Genomic DNA, 20,009 nt, shown 5'->3' with positions numbered 1-20,009 from the left:
ATATGTCGGTTCATTGAAGACCCAACCGAAACACCGTGTCAATGGGCTGAGCACAATCGAGTACACTCCTGCCCATATGAGCGATCGGCGTAGTGAGACAGCAGCCCCGAACGGTCCCGCGGAGATGGTGCGGCTCGCCGCGATCGCCCGCAGGTTCTACCTGGAGGGGCGGTCGAAGGTGGAGATCGCCGAGGAGTTCGGGCTGAGCAGGTTCAAGATCGCCCGGGACCTGGAGGCGGCCCGGGCCGGCGGGATCGTGCGCATCGACATCCGACTGCCCGCGCGGTTGGCCGGGGAGCTGTCCGAGCGCCTGCGCGAGGCCTTCGGGCTGCGCAGGGCGATCGTCGTGGACACACTGGAGGACCCCCTGGAGACGCGCCGGGCGCTGGGGTCGGTGACGGCCCGGCTGCTGGCGGAGATCGTGCGCCCGGACGAGGTGCTGGGGCTCGCCTGGAGCCGGAGCCTGCAGGCGATGGGTACCGAGGTGGTCGAGCTGCCGCGGTGCACGGTGGTCCAGTTGAACGGGGTGCTGTCGGAGCACACCGAGGCGGGCGGGTCGGTGGAGACGGTGCGCCGGGTGGCGGACCTGTCGGGCGGCCCGGCGTACCCGATCTACGCGCCGCTCATCCTGCCGGACGCCGCGACCGCGGCGACACTACGAGACGATCCGGGCATCGCGGCGGCGTTCGCGCTCTTCGACCGGCTGACGACCGCGGTGGTGGCCATCGGTGGCTGGGACGAGCGCAACTCGACCGTCTACCAGGCCCTGTCCCCCCAGGACCGGGAGCGGTACAGCCGGATGGGTGTGCGCGCGGAGCTGTCCGCCCAGCTCTTCGACGCGCAGGGGCGGCAGGTACACAGCGACCTGGACGAACGGGTGATCAGCATCAGCGCGGACCGGCTGCGCGAGGTCCCGGAGGTGGTGGCGGTCGCCGGGGCCGGGGACGAGGCCAAGGCCGTGGCGATCGGTGCGGCGCTCCGGAGCGGCCTGGTGTCGACTCTGGTGACCGACAGCGCGGTGGCCGAGGTCCTGCTGGACCGCCGGACGGACGGCGAGCCGGGAGCCCCGGATCCGCGCTGAGCACGAAGAAGACCACGCTCCACCCCTTGCCCGACCGCTTAACTAAACGTAAGGTAACTTTCCAATACCAGGGGTCACCGACCCGGAACACACCGATGAGGTGACCCGCAGGGAACCCGACTCCGCCCGCAACTCCCCCCGGAGCACGCCATGCGCACCCTGACCTCCGCGACCGCGGCCCTGCTCACCACGGCCGCCCTCCTCTCCCCCGGGACCGCCTCCGCCGAGACGACGGCACCGGACGCCTCCGCCGCCGTGGCGGCGCTCGTCTGGTCGGACGAGTTCGACGGACCGCCCGGGGCCGCCCCCGACCCCGCCAACTGGAACCACGAGACCGGGAACCACGGCTGGGGAAACAACGAGCTCCAGAACTACACCGACAGCCGGGCCAACTCCGCCCTGGACGGCAACGGCAACCTGGTGATCACCGCCCGCCAGGAAGCGGACGGTTCCTACACCTCCGCCCGGATGACCACCCAGAACAAGGTCCAGCCCCAGTACGGCCGGATCGAGGCACGCATCCAGATCCCGCGCGGCCAGGGCATCTGGCCCGCCTTCTGGATGCTGGGCTCGGACTTCCCGCAGACCCCCTGGCCGCACTCCGGCGAGATCGACATCATGGAGAACATCGGGCGTGAGCCCCACCTGGTGCACGGCAGCCTCCACGGGCCCGGCTACTCCGGCGGCAACCCCCTGACCGGCTCGTACATGCACCCGCAGGCGTGGTCCTTCGCCGACACCTTCCACGTCTTCTCCGTGGACTGGCGGCCGGGCTCGGTGACCTGGTCGGTGGACGGCAACGCCTACCAGACCTACACCTGGCAGGACACCGGGGGGAACCCGTGGGTGTACGACCAGCCGTTCTTCATGATCCTCAACGTCGCCGTGGGCGGTAACTGGCCCGGCTACCCGGACGGGAGCACCCAGTTCCCGCAGCAGATGCGGGTCGACTACGTCCGCGTGTACTCGCTGGACTGAGCACAGGCGGGGGTGTTCGGCCGAACACCCCCGCCGCCACGGGCGCCCGCGTCCTCCGGTCCGCCGTCCCGGGCCGTCACCGCCTGCGTGACGCCCCGCGTGCGTGGTTGCGGCCTCAGCCGTTCCACCGGGACCGGAGCCGGTGGACCAACGGTCCCGCCCCCGTTCGGTCCACACCCCGCAGAGCGTTCGACCAATCCGTCGGTCGTCCTCGTCGACCCGACGCCCCGCCGGCCCGGACGGCGTCGGCTCCCGCCGTGCCCGGTCTGGCACGGCGGGGCACGTCGGGGCCCGGACTCAGCCCTCGCGGCGAGCAGCCCAGACAGAGCGCTCGGTCCGCATGACCAGGTCCGCACGGCCCAGGAGGCTGTGCGGACCCTCGGTGTCGAGCAGCCGGTCCAGCGCGGCGAGGTCCTCGGCGGACAGCTCGTGGGCGACGCCCTGCCGGATACGCCGCAGGCCGCTGAGGGCGTACGCGCCGACCGACTTGTTCCCCGCGCCCTCCACGCGCACGGCGACCGTGCGCTCGCCCCGGAGGACGAATCCGGCGGTGACCAGCTTCGGCCCCCAGTCGGCACCGCGGTGGGACACCTGCGCGGCATGCGTCCGGTCACTCGCGGCGTGGCAGCGCTCCTCCAGACCGGGCCGCTCCTGCGGGGCGCCCTCGGGCAGGAAACGCGGGAAACCGGCCAGTTCCACCACCGCGAAGAGGCCACCGGGCACGAGCAGGTCGTGCACCTTGCGCAGGGCGCGGTCGGGCTCGGCCATGTGGTGCATCGAGGCCGAGGCCCACACCAGGTCCGGTGTACCGAGATCGGGCCATTCCTCCTGGTCGAGGTCGGCCCGCACGGTGCGCACGCGCTCCTGCAGGCCCTCGGCACGGGTCCTCTCCCGCAGGCGCCGAAGATGCTCGTCCGAGGAGTCGACGGCGGTGACGTGTGCCTGCGGGAAGCGTGCCAGGAGCGCGAAGGTCCCGGCTCCGGTTCCGCAGCCCAGGTCGACGATCTCGTGCGGAGCGGCCCGCAGGGGCAGCCAGGCGGTGATGGCGTCGGTGTACTCGGTGACGACCTCCGCGTCCAGGTCGAGGATCTCCGTCTGGGAGTCGACGGCCTCGTGGTGGCGGTGTCCGTGCCGCGCGTCGGGACGGGGCGTGTGCGGGTGTGTGTGGTTCATACGGCCACGCTAGACGCGTTATGCGTAACTGGCACAGGATCTTTCGCCAAACGCAAGACAGTGGCCGTGCGCGCTGCCGCACACGCAAGAGCGACGGGCGCGGGAGGTCACGAAGGGGTGCCTTCGGCCTCCTCCCCGCCCCGCCGGTGCCCGCGGCGCGCGTCCCGGTCGAAGATCCCCAGGATCTCGCAGGGACCGCCCTCGACCCCGATGGCGTGCGGCAGCATCGTCGGGAACTCGGCGGCCTGGTTGGTCCCGACCCGGAAACGCCGGTGGCCCAGCATGAGGACCGCGGTGCCGGAGAGGACCACTAGCCACTCCCTTCCCGGGTGCGCCCGCATGCGCGCGGGGTTGTCCGGCGGCGGTTCGGTCAGCCGTTGGCGCATGACGGTCATTCCGGGGTCTGCCCTGATGGGCCAGCGCATCAGGCCGTGGGCGCCGTCGACCATCGGGCTGATGACGACGTCGTCGGAGGCGGTCTCGACAAGCTGGTCCAGGGTGGTGTCCAACGCGCGGGCGAGGGTCACGAGGCTGTCCAGGGCCAGGCGCCGCTGACCGTTCTCGATGCGGCTGAGCGTGGACTGGCTCAGGTGGGCGCGTTCGGCCAACTCCTCCAGGGACCAGCCCTGGGCCACCCTCAGGGCCCGGATGCGTCTGCGCACCAGGCTGTCCACGTCGCCGTCTTCTCGCGTCATGGGCAGGATGTTATGCCCTTCGCGCGAGGCGGGGGCGGCCTCGCGCCCGGCTGTCCCGGGACGAACACAGACACGCCGACCAGCGACGCCGTGGACGGCCGCGGGCGGTCCCGTCCCGCACCATCGGCCACCAGAACCCGGACCAAGGTCTGGGCGAGGGTCTCGCTCGCCCACGGCGAGGGCGTCGCTCAGAGTGTTTCGAGGAGCGCTCTGAGCGCGCTGGCGAACTGTGTGGGGCGTTCGACCGGGCCGAGATGGCCTCCGGGAAGTTCGGTCAGGGGGAGGTCGAGCCGGGCGGCCAGTGCGGCTGCGGTCCGGTAGGGCAGCTGACCGCGGGAGTCGGTACCGGCCACGGGGACGAGTCGGCCGGTTCGCGCCCCGAGTGCGGCCAGGTCGGGCTCGTGGGTGGTGAACGGGACCAGGATGTGTTCCAGCATCACCGACTGGAGGTCACCGAGGCTGGCGAACAGCTCTGTCAACGCGAGGGTGGGCGGTTCGGGTTCGGTGTCGGCGTAACCGTCGAACCAGGCACCGGTGTGGCGGAGCTCGGGCGACTCCGCTCCGGTGACGGGGGCGGTCATGGCCGCGAACATGAGCGGCTGGGCTTCGGCCAGGCCCCGGGTGCGGGCGGTGGCGCGGACCGATTCGAACGCGGCGCGGTGGCGCGCGGCGTCCGGCAGCAGATTGACCAGCGGCGGCTCGTGGACGACGGCGAGGCGGACGTGGTCGGGGTGGCGGGCCAGCAGTTCGAGGGCGGTGACGGAGCCGGAGCTGAAGCCGAACACGGTCGGCGGTTCGTCGAAGAGTTCCTCGATCAGGCGGAGTGCGTCCCCGGCGTGGGTCTCGGGGCGCTGGTCGCCGAGCACGGTCTGCGGCTGTCGTTTCGAGGCCACCCGGCTGGACATGGCGACGACGTCGTGGTGGTCGGCCAGATGCGAGGCGAGCTGGTCGAACACGCCGCCGTGTCCCACGCCACCGGGGATGAGCAGCAGCGGCGGACCGCTGCCACGGCGGTCGTAGTCCACGGTGGCGTCGTTCAGGATGAGGGTGCTGGGAGGGATACGTTGCTCCTGTTCAGGGTTCAGCTCTGCGACCAGTTGGTCAGGGTGTGGTGGAGTGCGTTGACCGCGCGTTGCCAGGAGGCGTCCAGGTCGCGGTCAGCGGTGAAGCCGCCGACGGCCTCCAGGTCGCTGAAGCCGTGGAAGGCGCTGCGCAGCAGCCGTACCGCGTCGGTGGCGTCCGGTTCGACCAGGTCGTAGCCGCGCAGCAGCGCGTAGCACGCTTCGATGATGCGCGGCACTCCGGTGGACGCGGCCATCCTCTCGGGCGGCACCGGGTACCGGGTGGCGGCGTACCGGCCCGGATTTCCGGTGGCGAACGCCCGGTAGGCGTCGGCGAAGGCTTTGAGGGCTTCGTGGCCGGATCGTCCGGCCACCGCCCGCCCCAGGGTGTCCGCCCATTCGTCGTGGGCCAGCAGGGCCACGCTCTCCAGGAGATCGGCCAGGCCTCGGACGTGTGTGTAGAGGCTGGCGTCGCGGACGCCGAACCGCTCCGCGAGCACGGCGAGCGTCAGATGGTCGAACCCGATCTCGTCAGCGACATCGGCGGCGGTGGACACCACCGTGTCCCGGGTGAGTCCCACGCGCGGCATAAGGTTCCTAGCCTTCCTAGGTTATTTCCTAATATGCCTAGGTTATGGCGTGAGGGCAAGCCCTTGTCCGCCCACAACAAGCTGCCGAGCCGATCGAAGAACCTGCGTGAGGAGCGCCTGGCAACGAGAGGAGTTAGCCGGATTCCGCCACCGCGCCCCGGGACAACCGGGCGTGCCGCAGCGGTACTGCGGGCGATGTGCGGCTGAGGGGCCAAGGCCACGGCTGTTCGACTCGGCCCGCTGCGCCTGCTGTCTCAGTCGAGTTGGTCGCTGGCAGGCCGTGTTCGAGGTGTTGGTGAGCCGCGTCGCAGGGCGGTCCGCCCAGCGGCGTTGACCGGCCCATCCCCGCGTGCGAGGGGCTCACCCGATCGCTGCACAGGCGTTGGCTATCTCAGCCGGCCCATCCCCGCGTGCGCGGGGCTCACGAGGTCGCTGAAGGCCCCAAAACCCGGTTCCGTGACACCCAGAACAGGGAACTTGGCCACCTCGAAGCTCCGTCTGCGGAGTGGGCAGCCCTCGTGGCGGCAGTGCGCGGCCAGTAGCTCGACAGCGCAAACCGGCCCCGCCCAGGTGGGCGGGGCCGATCCATGTTCAGCGGGCACAGGCTACCCCGAGGACGTCACACGCCACCAGGATCAAAGACCCGATCACTCCTTGAGGTAACTGCGCCACTCCTTCGCGGCGTCCAGCATCGCCTTCAACCACTCTTGCTCAGGGCGGGCCTCGACCTGCCACTCATACAGGTGCACATCGGCCTGTGTGAATGCGGCGATGCTTTCGGGGGTGGACTCTTTCCACGAATCCAGCTGGGACACCCACGACTCTGCGGATTCCGGTGAGTGCCCGGCTGAGATGAGCTGGACAGCGAAGCAGGATGGTGTGATGACCGAAGCTCCCCGGGTAGGCCACGCCCAGTCGATGAGCCACGTCTGGTCTTCGGCCAGGAGGACGTTGTTGCCGTGGATGTCGGTGTAGGTCAACGAGTCCCCGGCGAGAAGCTTCTTGTCCTCCTCGGTGGTGAACCGGTCCCAACGCGTTTCCTCCCACCCCAACGCGACCGGAGGGAACGGGAGCGCCGACACACGGTTCAGGGCCTCCACAACCCGGCCCAGGTCGGTGGAACCCGGCAGGAAGTCGGCCGACCGCCCCTTGATGGCGTCGAAGCCCATCACGAACCACTTCGTGTCCTCGGCCTGCCACCGCATGGTCGGGGAGAGGCCGCGGATGAACGGGTTGATGTCCGCTTCCCGCTTGGCTGAGTCGAGGCGTCCACCCTGCCGGTTCGGGACCCCTTTGACGAAGAACTTCCCCTTCTCGCTGTTGAGGATGTAGGTCGTGGACCAGCTGTAGCCGCCGTTGACGGGTTGGGCCTCGTGGATGTCCCCGGTGTGTGGGTGGATGAGTTCGGTGAACGGGATCATGGTGTTCTCAGTTCCGGGGGTTGCACTCACTGCCGGGGCCGCCGGGGGAGCACCAGTTGTCTGGTTCGCACTTGATGATGGTGTTGCCGTCATCGTCCTCGTTGCTCTTCTTGCCAGCTGTGATCGTGTTGCGGGCTTGGGCCATGCCGGGGCCGGTCAGGATATCGGCCAGCGCCTCCTGGCGGACGTTTCCCGTACCCAGCCAGGTGGAGAACACGCACGGGGACACGGTTCCGTCCGGGGCCACCGCGGCCCGGTTGTCGCCGCACGCCCCGCACAGCCCGGAGCAGTCGGGTTCCTGCTCGTGGGCTCCCCGACCGTAGGGGCGAACGTGGTCGACGCCGACCCGCTGCACGCCGAGGGTTTCGAGTTCGGCGCGGGTCTCCTCGACACCCTCACCGTCCGGGGTGATGATCGCTACCCGCAGGGGCACCCCGAGGTTCAGGGCTCGGATGATGTTGGCCCGGGTGTGCCGGTGTGAGGCGGGCCGGCCGGTCATCAGGTTGTGTCGGGCTGGGTCGGACCCGTAGTAGGAGGTCGCGGCCGACATGCCGGGGCGCTGGAGCAGCGTCCACCACATGTTGCTGACGTGGACGAGGTTGGAGTACACCTCGACGTTCAACCCGCGTCCCAGGGCGTGTTCAGCGATCACGGGTGCGTCGGGGTGCAGGGTGGGTTCCCCGCCGATGAGTTGGACGTGGCGGGTTCCGGTGTCGGCGGCCTGGTCGATGGTGCGGAGCCAGTCGTTCCGGGTCATCTGGCCGTGGTCACCGCCGGGCCCGGATGAGTTGTAGCAGTGGGCGCATTCGAGTTGGCACTTGCGGGTGAGGTCGAGCCAGAGCATTCCGGGGCGGGTCCGGGGTGGGGCGTCTGGGGTGATGGTCACATGTCCTCGTTTCGGGGTGAGGGTGTGTTGCCATCTGGGGAGACAGGGGTGAACCCGATCGTAACGGTGTGTGGTTGGGTTGTCGCGGGGTTGGCTGGAACTGGCCAACCCCAACAGCCGACACGTTCGGGTTACCCTTCACCCCGGCCCCCCGCTCCCAGAACCCCACCGACCCGCAGAGGCACACCATGACCCACCCGAACCTGCCGCCCGAGGCCAACGGGAACGAGAAGTGGCACGACACCACCGACGCCGTGTGGATGCGTTCCTCCCTGTCCAAGCCGGACTCCGAGGCGGTGGTGGAGGTCGCGGAGTTCGACGACGGCTTCCGCGCGGTGCGGGGCGGCAAGTCACCTCAGAAGGGCATCTTGTTCTTCACCCCCGCCGAGTGGGAGGCGTTCGTCCTGGGGGCTCGGGATGGTGAGTTCGACATCCCCGAGGAGTACCTGTCGGAGGAGGAGGCTGCGATTCAGCGCGGTGAGGGTGAGGTTGAGGCGGCCTGGGTGCCGTCCCCGCTGAACCGGCCCGAGGTCCTAGCGGAGTACGAGCGCCGCAATGCCCAACAGCCCTAGCCTCCCCCAGTGAACACCCCGCTCAGGCTGTCGCAGGATCTGCTCAGCTGCGAAGCGGACCGGACACTGATCTCACACGGCCGCCCGGTGCGCCACCCCGATGAGCGTGCCCACGTGCCCTTCCTCCGGCGCCGACTCCACCCACACCCGGGCGTGCTCGAACCCCACGCTGCGGAGCAACCCCTCCCACACCTGCGGCTCATACGCCCACCGGTGCACCCACACAGCCCGGCCCCGGAACCCGTTCGCGTACATCCCCTGAACCCCATAGGCGCCAGTGACAGCAGGGGCGTGAGCGAACACCAAACGGCCCCCGGGCTTGATCCTGCCGCAGACCAGAAGGCAGCAACGTTGCGGGGTCGGTGAACCACACCGCGCCCCACATCGAGTACGCCACGTCCCACCGCTGGTCCGTCTCCGCGAGAAAGGTGAGCACGTCGCCTTGAACGAACCGTGCACCCGGCACGTCATCCCACCACCGGTGAGCCGCATGGATGTGTTCGGCTGACAGGTCCACACCGGTGGAATCCACACCTGTGCTCGCCAGTGCTGCCACCGCGCCCCCGCGGCCACACCCGAGTTCGAGGGCGCTCTCGGGTTCGCCCAGCAGCTCCGCACCGGGCCCATGGTCGTCGTACTGGCACCAGCGCAACGCCTTCTTGAGCGCTTCCTCCCGGGAGGGGGTGGGAAGGTTGCTGGCGTAGCGGTCCCAGTAGGTGGTCAGGTCGGTGACGGTCATCGTGTGGCCCCTGTGCAGTGTGGTCAGGACCGTCACACGGTAGCCACCAGTGCGGCTTTGAGGCAGGGGTTTGACAAGAAGACCCCGCCGCCCTCCTGGGCGGCGGGGTTGTTGTCTACAAGATCAGTGGCAGTCGGTTCCATGAGCGCACGGCGAGCAGTTCGCGGCGTCGCGGCCCCACAGCGGCTGGTCGATGACGAACCCGTTCTCCTCGTTTGGGTAAGGGCACTGACCCTGCCCCCAGGAGAGCGACGTGAAGGTCAGCCGCTCTACCCGCACCCAGCTCGCCCGCGAGGCTTCTCGTATCCGCGCCGAGCAGCAACGCCACGGCGTCCCCGATCCCCGCGATTACCGACCAGATCACCCGAGACTGACAGAGAGCGGGTTGTGCCCTCATGGCACGTTTTGCCTATTCAGGGACGTTTCGGTGCCCTCTGCGGTGGACTTCTCGTGTGTGCCGTGTCGGCTCTGATCAGGTCTGGTTGACCCCGCATTCTCCTGCGTCGGTTCGACTGCACCATTCGACTTATCACTCACAGTGACGGTACTGTCACATGCCTGAACTCCTGCCATGCGGGAGTCGCCACGCCCGCCCGTTCAAGGCCCCGACATCGCAGAATTCTTGCCCGGTGGACCCCTGGGTGTCACGTGATCGGAGATTCTCTCCCAAAAAGGGCCTTCGCCATGCACATCAGTGAAACCGGCTCGTGGTTCGAGTGGGGGCGGGCAACAGCTATGAACATCGACGCTGGGAACACAGATGGATCCTGCACAGCCCACCAACCTTATGGAAGATGATCCGTTCCAAGCCGACCTGGAACGACTCTCACGCACAAGCACGCAGTGCTCGTTCATTAACACCCGCCAAGAGCCGCCTAAGGCGACGAGCACCCTCTACATCCGGCGGTTCTCCACCAAGACCGCAAAGGGCCCCAGGGACCACACGGTCACGGGCGTGCACATCGTGCTCGCCAAGGGCCACCCGAACGGGCTCTGGGAGGCGTTCCACGTCGACCGGAGCACGCAGACGATCGACGCGAAGACCCCCCAGGTCGCCGTCGGTTCCCTGCGCATCTACTGCGACACCCTCGAAGTGCGCGGGGCGTTCTCCCTGCCGGAGGCGGACGTGGACATTTTCGCCCGGCGCCTCGTCTGGGCCGACTCAGACGCCAGCATTGACACCTCGCCCCTCCGCTGGTTGGTGCCTAGGGCACGAGGCGCCATCAAAGGTGTCGAAGGAGCGAAAGACGTTCCGGCCGAGAACGGAGCCCCTGGGCGGAACGCCGGCTCCATCCAAGTCTTCGTTCACAGAGTGGAATCTTCCGACCCCTCGAAGGTCCGCTTGATCGCTTGCGGCGGAGACGGACAGAACGGCGGCCCCGGTGAGCTCGTAGAACTATACTCTAGCAAAAAATTCAAAATCAAAGGAACGGTGGAGCTACAGGAAACGGTCAAATTCACCCCCCCTGCAATCTACTATGAAACTTCGACAGACATCGACTCCCGAATCACCCCTGGGGAAACTTGGGGAAAGAAAAAACACTTGCCTCCAGGGTCCCCCGGAGGCGGGGGGAGCGGTGGCACCGTGACCACCAACCTCGACCATGAAGCTCTGACATTCTCAAAAAATGGAGGCAAGGGAGGGGTCTCGAACTTCCCCTACAAAGTACTCAATAATAATCAGTCGAAGCAGGAATTGACCCCGGGGAAGTTCGATCGTTACGCATACTTCAAGATCACCTTCTTCCCTGACTACTACGAAGAACACGACTGCTGGGTCCCGCCCGGCACTACAAAGGTCGAGGTGACGGAAACCCACCCGATCAACCGCCCCGCTGTGGGGAAGGAGGGAAGCAGCCCGGCACCGGTGTTCCGTGACATACCCAACGCCTGGATGCACCCGCTCGGTGTTCAAGCGGTACTGGAATACGTCCGTGACCTTTTTCTGGCGGGAGCCCAAGGCCAGCTGCAGGAAATGCTGTCGATCTACGAACACGCTTTCTCCCAGCCACACCCGGACACCGGCGCCTGGAACGGAGTCGAATCGGAGTGGGAGGCCGCGCTCACCGAGATCGCTACCCTGCTGCTGCACGAACGGACCCATCTCGACTACTTCGGCAACCCGGCCGGGTACAGCCCTGTGCTCTCGCTGTCCGGGTCGATCCAGGGGTACAAGAACGAAACCCAGTGGGCGCTACGGATGATGCTGATCAGCGCACGGGTCAGGGCCGCGGACCGCACCGCGCACGAAGCATCAACCGTCCTGAAGGACACGATCGACACCGTCAACGCCGACTCCGAAGCGGTGGCGGAACAGGTCACCAAGGGTGAGGAGAAGGTCCGTGAGGTCACCAGCTCGATCGAGGAGGTGCGCAGCGACCTCCAAAAGTTGAAGACCGACCTGAACCGGCTGCACAACAAACTACTGGACCAGGTCAAAGCTGAGAAGGAAAAGCGCGCCCGGGTCAAGTTTTTCTCCAAGTTGGCAGGGGCGTTGTGCCAGGTCATTCCTGTGGGTCAGCCGGTCCTGGGCACCCTGGGTTCATTGGCCGCTGCCGTGTCGGGCTTCGCGGACGACGACCGGGACAACGACCCCGTCACGTTGTCGAAGATCGGCTCTGTCCTGGATCAGGGCGGAAAGGCCCTGGCCGAGGCGCAAAAGGTGCAGAAGGTAGCCAAGGAAGCGGATGCGGGGGCGTCGAAGACGCCGCTGGACTGGAGCAAGGCCGGTCAGTCGGTGGGCTCTGCTTTTTCCCTGACCTCGGAGGGCCTCAAGTCGCTCCAGGTACCCAAGACCGAGGTCGAGGCAGCGCTGGCCAAGCTTCAGGCCGAGAGCCAGGAATGGAAGGACTTGTCCGAGAAGATCCGAAAGGTCAACAAGAAGAAGGAGAAGCTGTTCGCCGACCTCCAGGCAGTGATGCAGTCCGTGGGCGAGGGCTACAGCCGTCTGGCGGCCAACGCGGGCGCGGTCGTGCGCCTGCAACAGCAGCGCAACCAGAAGACGGCCTCACTCGACCCGGAGGCGGTCTCGGCTGTGCAGCACATGGAGCAGCGCTCCCGGCGCGCCCTCCAGAAGCGCCTGTATCTGGTGGTCAAGTCCTACGAGGCAGCGCTACTCAAAACGCCCACCGTCAATTGGGAACTCCCAAAGGTGACCGAGAAGATCACCGAACTGGTGAACCCGTCGGAGGAGTGGGACGCGGCCAAACTGAACGCCAACGCCAAAGCGCTCGATACCGTCTTCCAGACAACCCTGGAAGACATCCGCTCCCAGTTGCCAGAGGATCACGTAAGGACGAAGGTGAGCGAGAGGCCATTCACACTCCTGGAGCAGCGAACCCCTGGGACGCCCCCTGGGGCGATCGAGGCGCTGAACTCGAAGGTGCAGCGCGCTGTCATCGATCCCCTGTCGCAGGGCCTGATCGACCCCAGCCAACAGCTCGCTCGGCTGTCCAGCGTCACACTGAAAAGTGTCACCCTGGACCAAGAGTGGTCGAAGATGTCCCCGGGCTTCTCTCTACGACTTAAGCTCGTTGCCGCCCAGAAGGGAATCATGCGCCGGGACGGCGGGCTCTACCTCATCAGCTCCGACTCCCCCGACGGCTGGGGGTGGACCTGCTCTCGCCCGCCCGAAGGCACCCTGGAGATCAAGAAGGATGCCCCGAGCCCGACCAACGACGACCTCCTCGACATCATCATCGGCAAGGGCTCCAAAGAGATCAGGCAGAAGCTCTCACTCGTCCCGGCCTGGTCGGACCTGATCCTGTCGGTGAGTTACCCGCCGCACCTGCGGGCTTCGGAGTGTCCGAAGATCACCGCGCTCTATTTCGCCGTCGAGATCGACAGCGCAGACGCTCCGTCCGACCAACGGGTCCTGACCGTGCTTCCGGAGGGCGGTGTGGGCGACGAGGTCATCACCTGCTCTGCCCCTGACAAGGCTGGTCGAGGCGACGGTTACGGCCCAATGGTGCGGATCTACAACGAGAACCACACAGTCGACCTCCAGGCTCCTGCGGGGTCGGGTAACACGGTGTTCAAAAGGTGGGAAACCAACCAGGAAGTGGGGGAGCCCGGAGCGACGTCCGTTCGGATCGAACTCGAGAACCATGTGATGGCGTGGCCGTCATGGGGCTCCGCGCCGGAGGGGTCGGCCCAGGTACCGGAACAGGCCAGGCCCGGCCAGGCTGCGGAGCCGCGGGTGATCCGGGTGGATCCGGACGCCGCCAGCTCGCCCATCGGTCTGGTCCCCCAGTGGGGAGAGGCCGACGTGCTCGAACACGGTGAGGGCTGGAACCTGGTGAACTACCGGGGCATCACCGGCTGGGTCGCCACCACCTGAGGCCAGCGGACCGACTGCGTCGGGCGGGGACACCGCACCAGTAGGTTCCCGCCCGACGTGACCGCACCCCCAGGGCGCGGGGCTGCTTCCCCCGAGACAGATAGAGAGGGTCCTGCCCATCACCCCGTTGGAGGCATGGAGGTTCGCCTACGGCTGGTCCCGCCGCCACGTCGTGGAGGCAGTGGGTGAGGTGTACCGCTCCGATGGGCTGGCCCCGCCGGGGCTGACCACCGCCATGCTGTGCCGGTGGGAACACGGCCAGGCGTGCCCCGGCCCGGTGTACGTGTACGCCCTGGCTCGCGTGTACGGCATCCCCCCGACACGGTTGGGTGTTCCCCTCCCCGCGGGCGACCCCGGTTGGTACGGTCACCCCTTACCGCAGCCGCGACAGGAGCACCACATGCCCCCGGGTGCCCCGAGCTCACCGCCGTCGCCGACAGCATCACCTTGCATGGCACCGAGCCTGGGGGGGACCTCGCTGAACAAGCCCTGGAGTTCTACACCCACAGGTACAGCGACTTCCCACCTCGGGTACTGGCCTCTGAAGTAGCGCGCTGCCGCTCCCTGCTGATGGGCCACACCGGCACCGACGCCCGCCGGGTACTGGGGTGGATGTCCGCCCTACTGGGCAATCTCGCCCACCACACTGGTGACCCGTCCGGAGCGCTCATTCACCTGGGCACCGCCGCCCGGGTCGGAGAACAGGTCGGTGATTCCCACCTGACTGGCTGGGCGCTGGGAGCACAGTCGATGGTCACCATGGGCCGCCACCGCCCGGCCGAAGCCCCCGAACTCGCTGACCAAGCCGCTCACTACGCGCACACACCCCTACATTCCGCCCGGATCACTGCGTGGTGCCGTCTGCGCCCGCTGGCCGCCTTGGGCGACACCGACGCTCTGACCGCCCCCATCACCCAGGCCCGACGCCACATGGACCGGACGGAGGACGAGCCCGGCCGGTTCGGGTTCGACCGCGCCGAGTTCGAGCTGCGCCTGGCCGAAGCTCTGCTCACACGACCCCGCTCAGGCTGCGCAGCACGCGCACACCTCGGCCTCCCTCAAGCGTTCCGGGTCGCCCGGTTGGGCCGCTGCGGTGACCGTGCACGCCCGCGCGCAGGCGGCCCAACGCCATGCATCTGATGCTGTCGTCCTGGGGGAGAGCGTGCTGGACACGGTTCCTTCCGGTTCACTACGTGCCACTACACAGCACCGGTTGCGCTCTCTCGTGGACGACCTGGGGGATCACCGTGGGGGAGGCGCGCTCGCTGACCGGGTTTCTGTTCTGGCTTGATCGCCGCGCCCCCACTAGAAGGCAGGCAGCGGGGGCGTGTTGTACGCGGGGCTCACTGGATGGCCTGGAAAGCGTTGTTGTCGCCGTCCGGTCCATCCCCGCCTGCGCGGGGCTCATTGACGTATACGACAACGACGGCCGGAAGTTGACGGTCCATCCCCGCCTGCGCGGGGCTCATGTCCTCGGCAACGATCTCCTCGTTCGTGGGCTCGGTCCATCCCCGCCTGCGCGGGGCTCATCCTGGACACGCAGGCGCGACTGCACCACTTGGAGGTCCATCCCCGCCTGCGCGGGGCTCATAGTTAATGACCTGCGAAGACCCGAGCCGTTATCTCCGCTTGACCTTCCGAATGACTCACACCAGAGTCCGGGCCGCCCATGCTCCCACATCCCCCGGGGCCTGCCAGGACAGCTTGTCACCCTGCCCTGACCTCCTCCCTGCCGGGGAGACAACAGAGGTGTACAGGGCAGTGGCCTGGAAGATCTCCTCCCCCCACGAAACCAAAGCGGCAGCCATCAGCCCTGGGGCCACAGCAGGACGAGGACGCTGGCCAGGTACGAGGAGAGAAAAGCCGACAGAGCCGTTCCACCCATACCCGCGCCGAAGACACCGGTACACAAACCGGGTTCTCACGCTGCCCTCACCCGCAACCGAACCGGGGTTCACCCTGGTCATCCATGGTGAGAGGCGACCGAGAACCCACTGGAACGAGGACACACATGCGCCACCACGACGACTCCCCCTCCCGCCGTCCCCGCCGACTCCGTTCCCTCACGCTTTCGGCCGCGGCCCTGGGTATGGTGGTCGGCCTCGTGGGCTGCGCCACCGGCGCGGGGGCCGCCACCGGCGACTCCGGCTCGGAGGCGTCGGACGTGAGCGAGGCGGACAGCCGCACCGGCAACGCCAACACCGCCGAGGTGGTGACCGCCGCCGAGGCCTTCCTGGACACCCTCTCCGAGGAACAGCGCGAGACGGTGGTCCTGGACTACGACGACGAGGCCAGGACGACCGGGTGGTCCAACTTCCCGACGACGTTCGTCGAACGCAACGGCATCTCCCTCGCGGACCTGGACGAGGAGCAGAAGGAGGCCGCGCTCGCGGTCATGGAGGCCGCGCTGAGCGAACAGGGCTACGACGAACTGCTCGCCATCCAGGCGGCCGACGGCTACCTCGACGAGAACCAGGACCAGAGCGACACCGACAGCCCCCAGGGACAGGACGGACAGGAGCAGCGGGGCGAGGAGGGCGAGGACGCCGCTCCCTCGGACGACGGGGAGGGCGGGCCGCCCTCGGGGGCGCTCGACGGTGAGGGAGAGCCTCCCGAGGAGGGCAGGGGTCCCGGCGGAGGCGCCCCGGGTGAGCTGAGCTTCGGCGAGGACCAGTACTACCTGTCGTTCTTCGGCGAGCCCAGCGAGACCGACTCCTTCATGGTGCAGTACGGCGGGCACCACCTCGCCTACAACATCACCTACTCGGGCGACGACGTGACCCTGTCGCCGTCACTGACCGGCACCGAACCTCTGGAGTTCGACTACCGGGGCGAGTCGTACGAGCCCCTGGCGGACAAGCGCGAGGCCGCGCTGGGCGCGGTCGGGTCCCTGGACCAGGAGCAGCTCGCCGAGGCCGAGATCGACAACTCCTCCAACGACCTGGTGCTGGGCCCGGGCGAGGACGGACCCTTCCCCGAGGAGGAGGGCCTCCTGGTCAGCGACCTGAGCCAGGAGCAGCAGGACCAGGTGACCGCTATGCTGCGCGCCTGGGTCGGTGACCTGGACGAGGAGGTCGCCGAGGCGCTCGTCGAGCAGTACGTGTCCGAGTACGACCAGACCTACCTGTCGTGGAGCGGGTCCACCGACGCCGACGACGTGGAGACCTACATCCGACTGGACGGCCCCTCGGCCTGGATCGAGTTCTCCAACCAGCCCGGGGTGGAGACGTCCGAGGTGCACGAACACACGATGTTCCGCGACCAGAACGCCGACTACGGCTGGGACGACTGACCCGGCCGCACCCCGGGGACGCCCTCCCCGCGACCGGACCGCGGGGAGGGCGTCCGTCTTCCCGCCCCGCGGGACCGGGGCGGGCCGGGCGTCATCCCGATGCGGGCAGCCGGTAGACGGACACGTGCGAACGGGAGTCGCCGGTGAATTCGGCCCCCTGCCAGTCGGCGTGCCGGGACTCCAGCTCGAAGCCTGCGATGCGGGCCATGAGGTCGAGCTCGCTCGGCCAGGCGTACCGCTGTTTCACCCGGAACACCCGCGCCTGGCGCCCCTCGCCGAACAGGAAGTGGTGCGAGACCAGGTGCTGGTTCACCACGTCGTAGGTGTCCGCGCCGATGTAGCCGGGGTCCGCGGTGAACAGCAGCCCCTCCTGGCCGGGCGGCAGGCGCCGCAGCTCGGGCACCCCCAGTTCCACGACGAAGCGCCCTCCGGGGGCCAGGTGCCCGGCCGCGTTGCGGAAGCACTCGACCTGTTCCTGTTGGGTGAGCAGGTTGGAGATGGTGTTGTACACGAGGTAGACCAGGGCGAACTCGCCCGGCACCGTGGTGGTGGCCATGTCACCGACCACCACGGGCAGCGCGGCCTCGTCCGCCTTGGTGCGCAGCTGGGCGACCATCGCCTCGGACAGCTCGATTCCGGTGACGGGTACGCCCCGCGCGGCCAGCGGCACCGCGACGCGTCCGGTACCGACGGCGAATTCGAGGGCGGCTCCGTCACCGGCGAGTCCGGCCAGTCGGTCCACGCAGGGGTCGAGCGCCTCCGGGGCGAACATCCCCTCGCCGGGGGTGTCGTAGCGGGCCGCCGTCTCTGCGTCCCAGACCTGGGTCGAATCGGTGTCGCTCATCCGGGCAACGTAGCCCGGGGCCCGCGCACGGCGCCACGGGTTTTCCGGGCGGCGGGAGGAGACCCGCCGCCCGGGTCGGAGATCATGCGGCGGGGCGGTCAGGGGCGTTCCGTGCGGCCGTAACGGTCCAGGAGCGCCCGTGAACGGGCCACCACGTCTCCGCTCTCCTGCGGCGGGTCCGGCACACCGCGGGCCAGGAACTCCTCCTCGCGTTCGAGCAGGGCGCGATCCAGCCGCGCCGCGGCCCCGGCGGGGTCGCTCGCGGCCGATTCCAGCTCCCGGGCCCACAGCTGCCAGCGGGAACGGTAGTAGTCGCCGACCAGTCCCGCCCACATGCGGCTGGCGTAGTCGTCGAGCCGGCCGTCACCGGGCACGGTCCACACGGTGAGGATCCGGCGGGCGTTGTCGAGCAGCACCCGGCGGTCCTCCTCCCCGGCGGCCCAGGAGGCGGCCTGGTCCTCCCAGTTCCGGTAGGTGTACTCGGGGCGGGTGGCCAGGAGCGCGTCGAGGTGGTCGAACACGGCCAGGAAGTCGGCCAGTTCCTCCTGCGGGACGGCCCCCTCCCGGGCGACGCCCTCGACCAGCTCCAGGTAACGGTGGTCGGCGACCCGTAGCAGGACCGCCATGGCCACGTCCGCCAGGTCCCGTCCCAGGGGGCCGTCGGCGAGTCCGGGGGTGTTCTCGGCCGCACCGACCAGGCGCTCCCAGGCGCGGAGGAGGTCCGGCCACGCGTACCAGACCCGGGCGGCGACCCGGGCTCGCAGTTCTCCGGGGTCGGCCAGGTCCCCGTAGTGGGGCCGCTGCCCCAGGACCCCGTACTGGTCGGCGGGGTGGCGGAAGGTGTCGGGGACCGCGTGGACGGTGGCGAGCAGCCCCCGCCAGGCCTCCAGGAGCGAGGGGTCGTGTCCCCGGCCATAGCGACGTTCGACGAAACCGGGCAGCCAGTCGCGTTCCACCCGTTCGGTGCGGGTCCAGGCCTGGTCGATGACCAGGTCGAAGAAGGCGGGGTTGTTGCGGGTGGCCTCCATGGACAGGCCGATCCCGGCGGGGCGGTCACGGGCCGCCTTGGCGGCGTTGACCCGGTCCAGGGTGCCCTGGAGGTCGGCCATGGGGTCGGTGCGGCCGCCGAAGTTGAGCAGGGCGCACCATATCCAGGTCTTGTCGCCGAAGGAGTCGAAGCGGGTCCACTGGGGCTCGCGCTCGGCGAACAGGTCGAGCAGGAGGAGCCGTTCGTCGGGGATGGCGTCGAGGAAGGCGGTGACCCGTTCGTCGCTCCAGAAGGAGCGCTGGTAGGAGAAGGGCCAGCTCTGCATGGTCCACACGGCCTCGGGGTCGGCCCGGGTGAGCCCTTCCAGGGTGGCCGCGGCGATCGCCGCGGGGAAGGAGGGGTTCGCGTCGACCGGGACCATCTCGATGAAGGGGTCGATCGCGTACAGGTGGTCGGTGCCCAGGAGTTCGCGCTGGCTGCGGGTGATCCGGGCGCCGACGTCCGCGTACAGGGGGTCTGCGGGGTCGAGTACGTGCGTGACCAGCCCCTGCCAGGTCCGGGTCCTGGTCCGGCCGCCCGGCCCGGCCGGGGCCAGTGCGGGCGGGACGTGTCCGGTGAAGGCCGGCAGAACCGGGGTCATGCCGAGGGAGCGTTGGCGTTCCAGGATGCGTCTGCCCAGTTCCAGGTGGGTGTCGGCCCACGAGGCCGGGAGCGGTCCGGCGAAGTGGTCGAGGTTGCCCATGTGGTGCCAGGGCAGGTAGCCGGGTCCGCCGATGAACGCGCGCACCTGGTCGTCGCTCAGTCCCAGCCGGGTGTAGGCGTCGCGTAGGACGGCCTCGTGGCCCACCGCGGTCAGGGGCGTGGTGACGCCGTGCAGCGCCATCCAGTCGGTCTCACGCTCCCACTCGTCCCACCCCCAGTAGGGCGAGGTGTAACCGGTGGTGCAGAAGTTGAGGTAGTAGACCTGGTCGACCTCGGCGGTGCGGTGTGTGGGCGGGGCGTCGGGGAAGGCGGGGACCGGCAGTGGGAGCCGGGCGTCCCAGTCCACGGTGACGGCGCAGACCTGCCTCAGGTAGGTGTGCAGCCCCACGGCCGCCGCGACGGCGTCGGTCGCGCGGACCGTGAGCGTTCCGGCGTCGGCACGGTACTCGAAGGACCGTTCGGGGGCCGGGTACTCGTGCAGGGCGATCGGCGGGTGCGTCGGCCCGAGGATCCTCCCGGCCAGTCCGAGGACCGCCGCCGCCCAGTGCGGGTGCCGGGCGCTGTCGGACGCGTTGTCGGTGTGGGTCATCCGCTCTCCTGGGGCCGGGGATCTCCTCCCCCGGCGTACCCGGCGTTCCGGGGCCGCAC

Annotated in this window: 15 protein-coding genes and 1 pseudogene; 7 read left to right on the top strand and 9 right to left on the bottom strand. The window is 68.7% G+C overall.

Annotation, left to right across the window (positions count from 1 at the left end; translation table 11 throughout):
- Nucleotides 1-124 precede the first annotated feature (124 nt).
- On the top strand, nucleotides 125-1,081 hold the full coding sequence (locus tag ACUKCB_RS05295) for a sugar-binding transcriptional regulator (RefSeq protein ID WP_473040932.1): 957 nt from the start codon (nucleotides 125-127) through the stop codon (nucleotides 1,079-1,081).
- Between the two features lie 150 nt (nucleotides 1,082-1,231).
- Nucleotides 1,232-2,059, top strand: coding sequence for a glycoside hydrolase family 16 protein (locus tag ACUKCB_RS05290; RefSeq protein WP_473039331.1), 828 nt, complete (start codon nucleotides 1,232-1,234; stop codon nucleotides 2,057-2,059).
- Between the two features lie 297 nt (nucleotides 2,060-2,356).
- On the opposite strand, the gene ACUKCB_RS05285 is transcribed toward ACUKCB_RS05290, so the two are convergent.
- The 4 genes from ACUKCB_RS05285 to ACUKCB_RS05270 all read right to left on the bottom strand — a co-directional run bounded on the left by ACUKCB_RS05285 (nucleotide 2,357) and on the right by ACUKCB_RS05270 (nucleotide 5,578).
- Nucleotides 2,357-3,232 (bottom strand): class I SAM-dependent methyltransferase, encoded by an 876-nt coding sequence (locus ACUKCB_RS05285; protein WP_473039330.1) that lies wholly within the window; start codon nucleotides 3,230-3,232, stop codon nucleotides 2,357-2,359.
- Nucleotides 3,233-3,339: 107 nt separating this feature from the next.
- Entirely contained in the window at nucleotides 3,340-3,927 is a 588-nt protein-coding gene (locus tag ACUKCB_RS05280; RefSeq protein WP_473039329.1) for a helix-turn-helix domain-containing protein, read from the bottom strand.
- 188 nt (nucleotides 3,928-4,115) lie between these two features.
- Nucleotides 4,116-4,952 carry an alpha/beta fold hydrolase gene (locus ACUKCB_RS05275; RefSeq protein ID WP_473039328.1) on the bottom strand — a complete coding sequence of 279 codons (837 nt, stop codon included), beginning with the start codon at nucleotides 4,950-4,952 and terminating at the stop codon, nucleotides 4,116-4,118.
- Between the two features lie 56 nt (nucleotides 4,953-5,008).
- Entirely contained in the window at nucleotides 5,009-5,578 is a 570-nt protein-coding gene (locus ACUKCB_RS05270) for a TetR/AcrR family transcriptional regulator (RefSeq protein ID WP_473039327.1), read from the bottom strand.
- Nucleotides 5,579-5,988: 410 nt separating this feature from the next.
- Between ACUKCB_RS05270 and ACUKCB_RS05265 the strand changes: the two genes are divergently transcribed.
- The gene (locus tag ACUKCB_RS05265; RefSeq protein ID WP_473039326.1) at nucleotides 5,989-6,120 is read left to right on the top strand and encodes a DUF397 domain-containing protein; all 132 of its coding nucleotides are present in this window, start codon (nucleotides 5,989-5,991) and stop codon (nucleotides 6,118-6,120) included.
- A 105-nt stretch (nucleotides 6,121-6,225) separates the two neighbouring features.
- Here ACUKCB_RS05265 and ACUKCB_RS05260 read toward each other — a convergent pair whose 3' ends face one another.
- Nucleotides 6,226-6,999 (bottom strand): protein kinase family protein, encoded by a 774-nt coding sequence (locus ACUKCB_RS05260; protein WP_473039325.1) that lies wholly within the window; start codon nucleotides 6,997-6,999, stop codon nucleotides 6,226-6,228.
- Between the two features lie 7 nt (nucleotides 7,000-7,006).
- Nucleotides 7,007-7,885 (bottom strand): radical SAM/SPASM domain-containing protein, encoded by an 879-nt coding sequence (locus ACUKCB_RS05255; protein ID WP_473039324.1) that lies wholly within the window; start codon nucleotides 7,883-7,885, stop codon nucleotides 7,007-7,009.
- Between the two features lie 188 nt (nucleotides 7,886-8,073).
- Between ACUKCB_RS05255 and ACUKCB_RS05250 the strand changes: the two genes are divergently transcribed.
- Nucleotides 8,074-8,457: a DUF397 domain-containing protein gene (locus ACUKCB_RS05250; protein ID WP_473039323.1), complete on the top strand. Its 384-nt coding sequence runs from the start codon at nucleotides 8,074-8,076 to the stop codon at nucleotides 8,455-8,457.
- A 199-nt stretch (nucleotides 8,458-8,656) separates the two neighbouring features.
- On the opposite strand, the gene ACUKCB_RS05245 is transcribed toward ACUKCB_RS05250, so the two are convergent.
- Complete coding sequence (locus ACUKCB_RS05245) at nucleotides 8,657-9,232, bottom strand: class I SAM-dependent methyltransferase (protein ID WP_473039322.1); 576 nt, start codon at nucleotides 9,230-9,232, stop codon at nucleotides 8,657-8,659.
- Nucleotides 9,233-9,956: 724 nt separating this feature from the next.
- Here ACUKCB_RS05245 and ACUKCB_RS05240 point away from each other — a divergent pair.
- From ACUKCB_RS05240 to ACUKCB_RS05230, 3 genes and pseudogenes are all read left to right on the top strand, one after another.
- Complete coding sequence (locus ACUKCB_RS05240) at nucleotides 9,957-13,535, top strand: coiled-coil domain-containing protein (RefSeq protein ID WP_473039321.1); 3,579 nt, start codon at nucleotides 9,957-9,959, stop codon at nucleotides 13,533-13,535.
- A gap of 447 nt (nucleotides 13,536-13,982) precedes the next feature.
- Complete coding sequence (locus ACUKCB_RS05235; RefSeq protein ID WP_473039320.1) at nucleotides 13,983-14,675, top strand: hypothetical protein; 693 nt, start codon at nucleotides 13,983-13,985, stop codon at nucleotides 14,673-14,675.
- A gap of 1,066 nt (nucleotides 14,676-15,741) precedes the next feature.
- Nucleotides 15,742-16,827: pseudogene (locus tag ACUKCB_RS05230) on the top strand (DUF3500 domain-containing protein); the annotation flags it as partial.
- A 91-nt stretch (nucleotides 16,828-16,918) separates the two neighbouring features.
- Here the strand turns inward: ACUKCB_RS05230 and ACUKCB_RS05225 are convergent.
- A complete protein-coding gene (locus ACUKCB_RS05225; protein WP_473039319.1) occupies nucleotides 16,919-17,671 on the bottom strand; it encodes a class I SAM-dependent DNA methyltransferase in 753 nt (250 codons plus the stop codon).
- A 98-nt stretch (nucleotides 17,672-17,769) separates the two neighbouring features.
- Nucleotides 17,770-19,950, bottom strand: a complete 2,181-nt coding sequence (locus ACUKCB_RS05220) for an alpha-N-acetylglucosaminidase (RefSeq protein WP_473039318.1) — start codon at nucleotides 19,948-19,950, stop codon at nucleotides 17,770-17,772.
- Nucleotides 19,951-20,009: the final 59 nt, after the last annotated feature.

This window comes from Nocardiopsis moroccensis (genome assembly GCF_055763695.1).
Note: the sequence above shows the minus strand (reverse complement) of the source record. Positions and strands in the feature narration are given on the sequence as shown.

Bases quoted from the DNA above. Each gene is read 5' to 3' on its own strand.
- ACUKCB_RS05270 (WP_473039327.1), bottom strand. From the start codon at position 5,578: ATGCCGCGCGTGGGACTCACCCGGGACACGGTGGTGTCCACCGCCGCC.
- ACUKCB_RS05260 (WP_473039325.1), bottom strand. From the start codon at position 6,999: ATGATCCCGTTCACCGAACTCATCCACCCACACACCGGGGACATCCAC.
- ACUKCB_RS05225 (WP_473039319.1), bottom strand. From the start codon at position 17,671: ATGAGCGACACCGATTCGACCCAGGTCTGGGACGCAGAGACGGCGGCC.
- ACUKCB_RS05280 (WP_473039329.1), bottom strand. From the start codon at position 3,927: ATGACGCGAGAAGACGGCGACGTGGACAGCCTGGTGCGCAGACGCATC.
- ACUKCB_RS05240 (WP_473039321.1), top strand. From the start codon at position 9,957: ATGGATCCTGCACAGCCCACCAACCTTATGGAAGATGATCCGTTCCAA.
- ACUKCB_RS05285 (WP_473039330.1), bottom strand. From the start codon at position 3,232: ATGAACCACACACACCCGCACACGCCCCGTCCCGACGCGCGGCACGGA.
- ACUKCB_RS05290 (WP_473039331.1), top strand. From the start codon at position 1,232: ATGCGCACCCTGACCTCCGCGACCGCGGCCCTGCTCACCACGGCCGCC.
- ACUKCB_RS05295 (WP_473040932.1), top strand. From the start codon at position 125: ATGGTGCGGCTCGCCGCGATCGCCCGCAGGTTCTACCTGGAGGGGCGG.
- ACUKCB_RS05220 (WP_473039318.1), bottom strand. From the start codon at position 19,950: ATGACCCACACCGACAACGCGTCCGACAGCGCCCGGCACCCGCACTGG.
- ACUKCB_RS05250 (WP_473039323.1), top strand. From the start codon at position 8,074: ATGACCCACCCGAACCTGCCGCCCGAGGCCAACGGGAACGAGAAGTGG.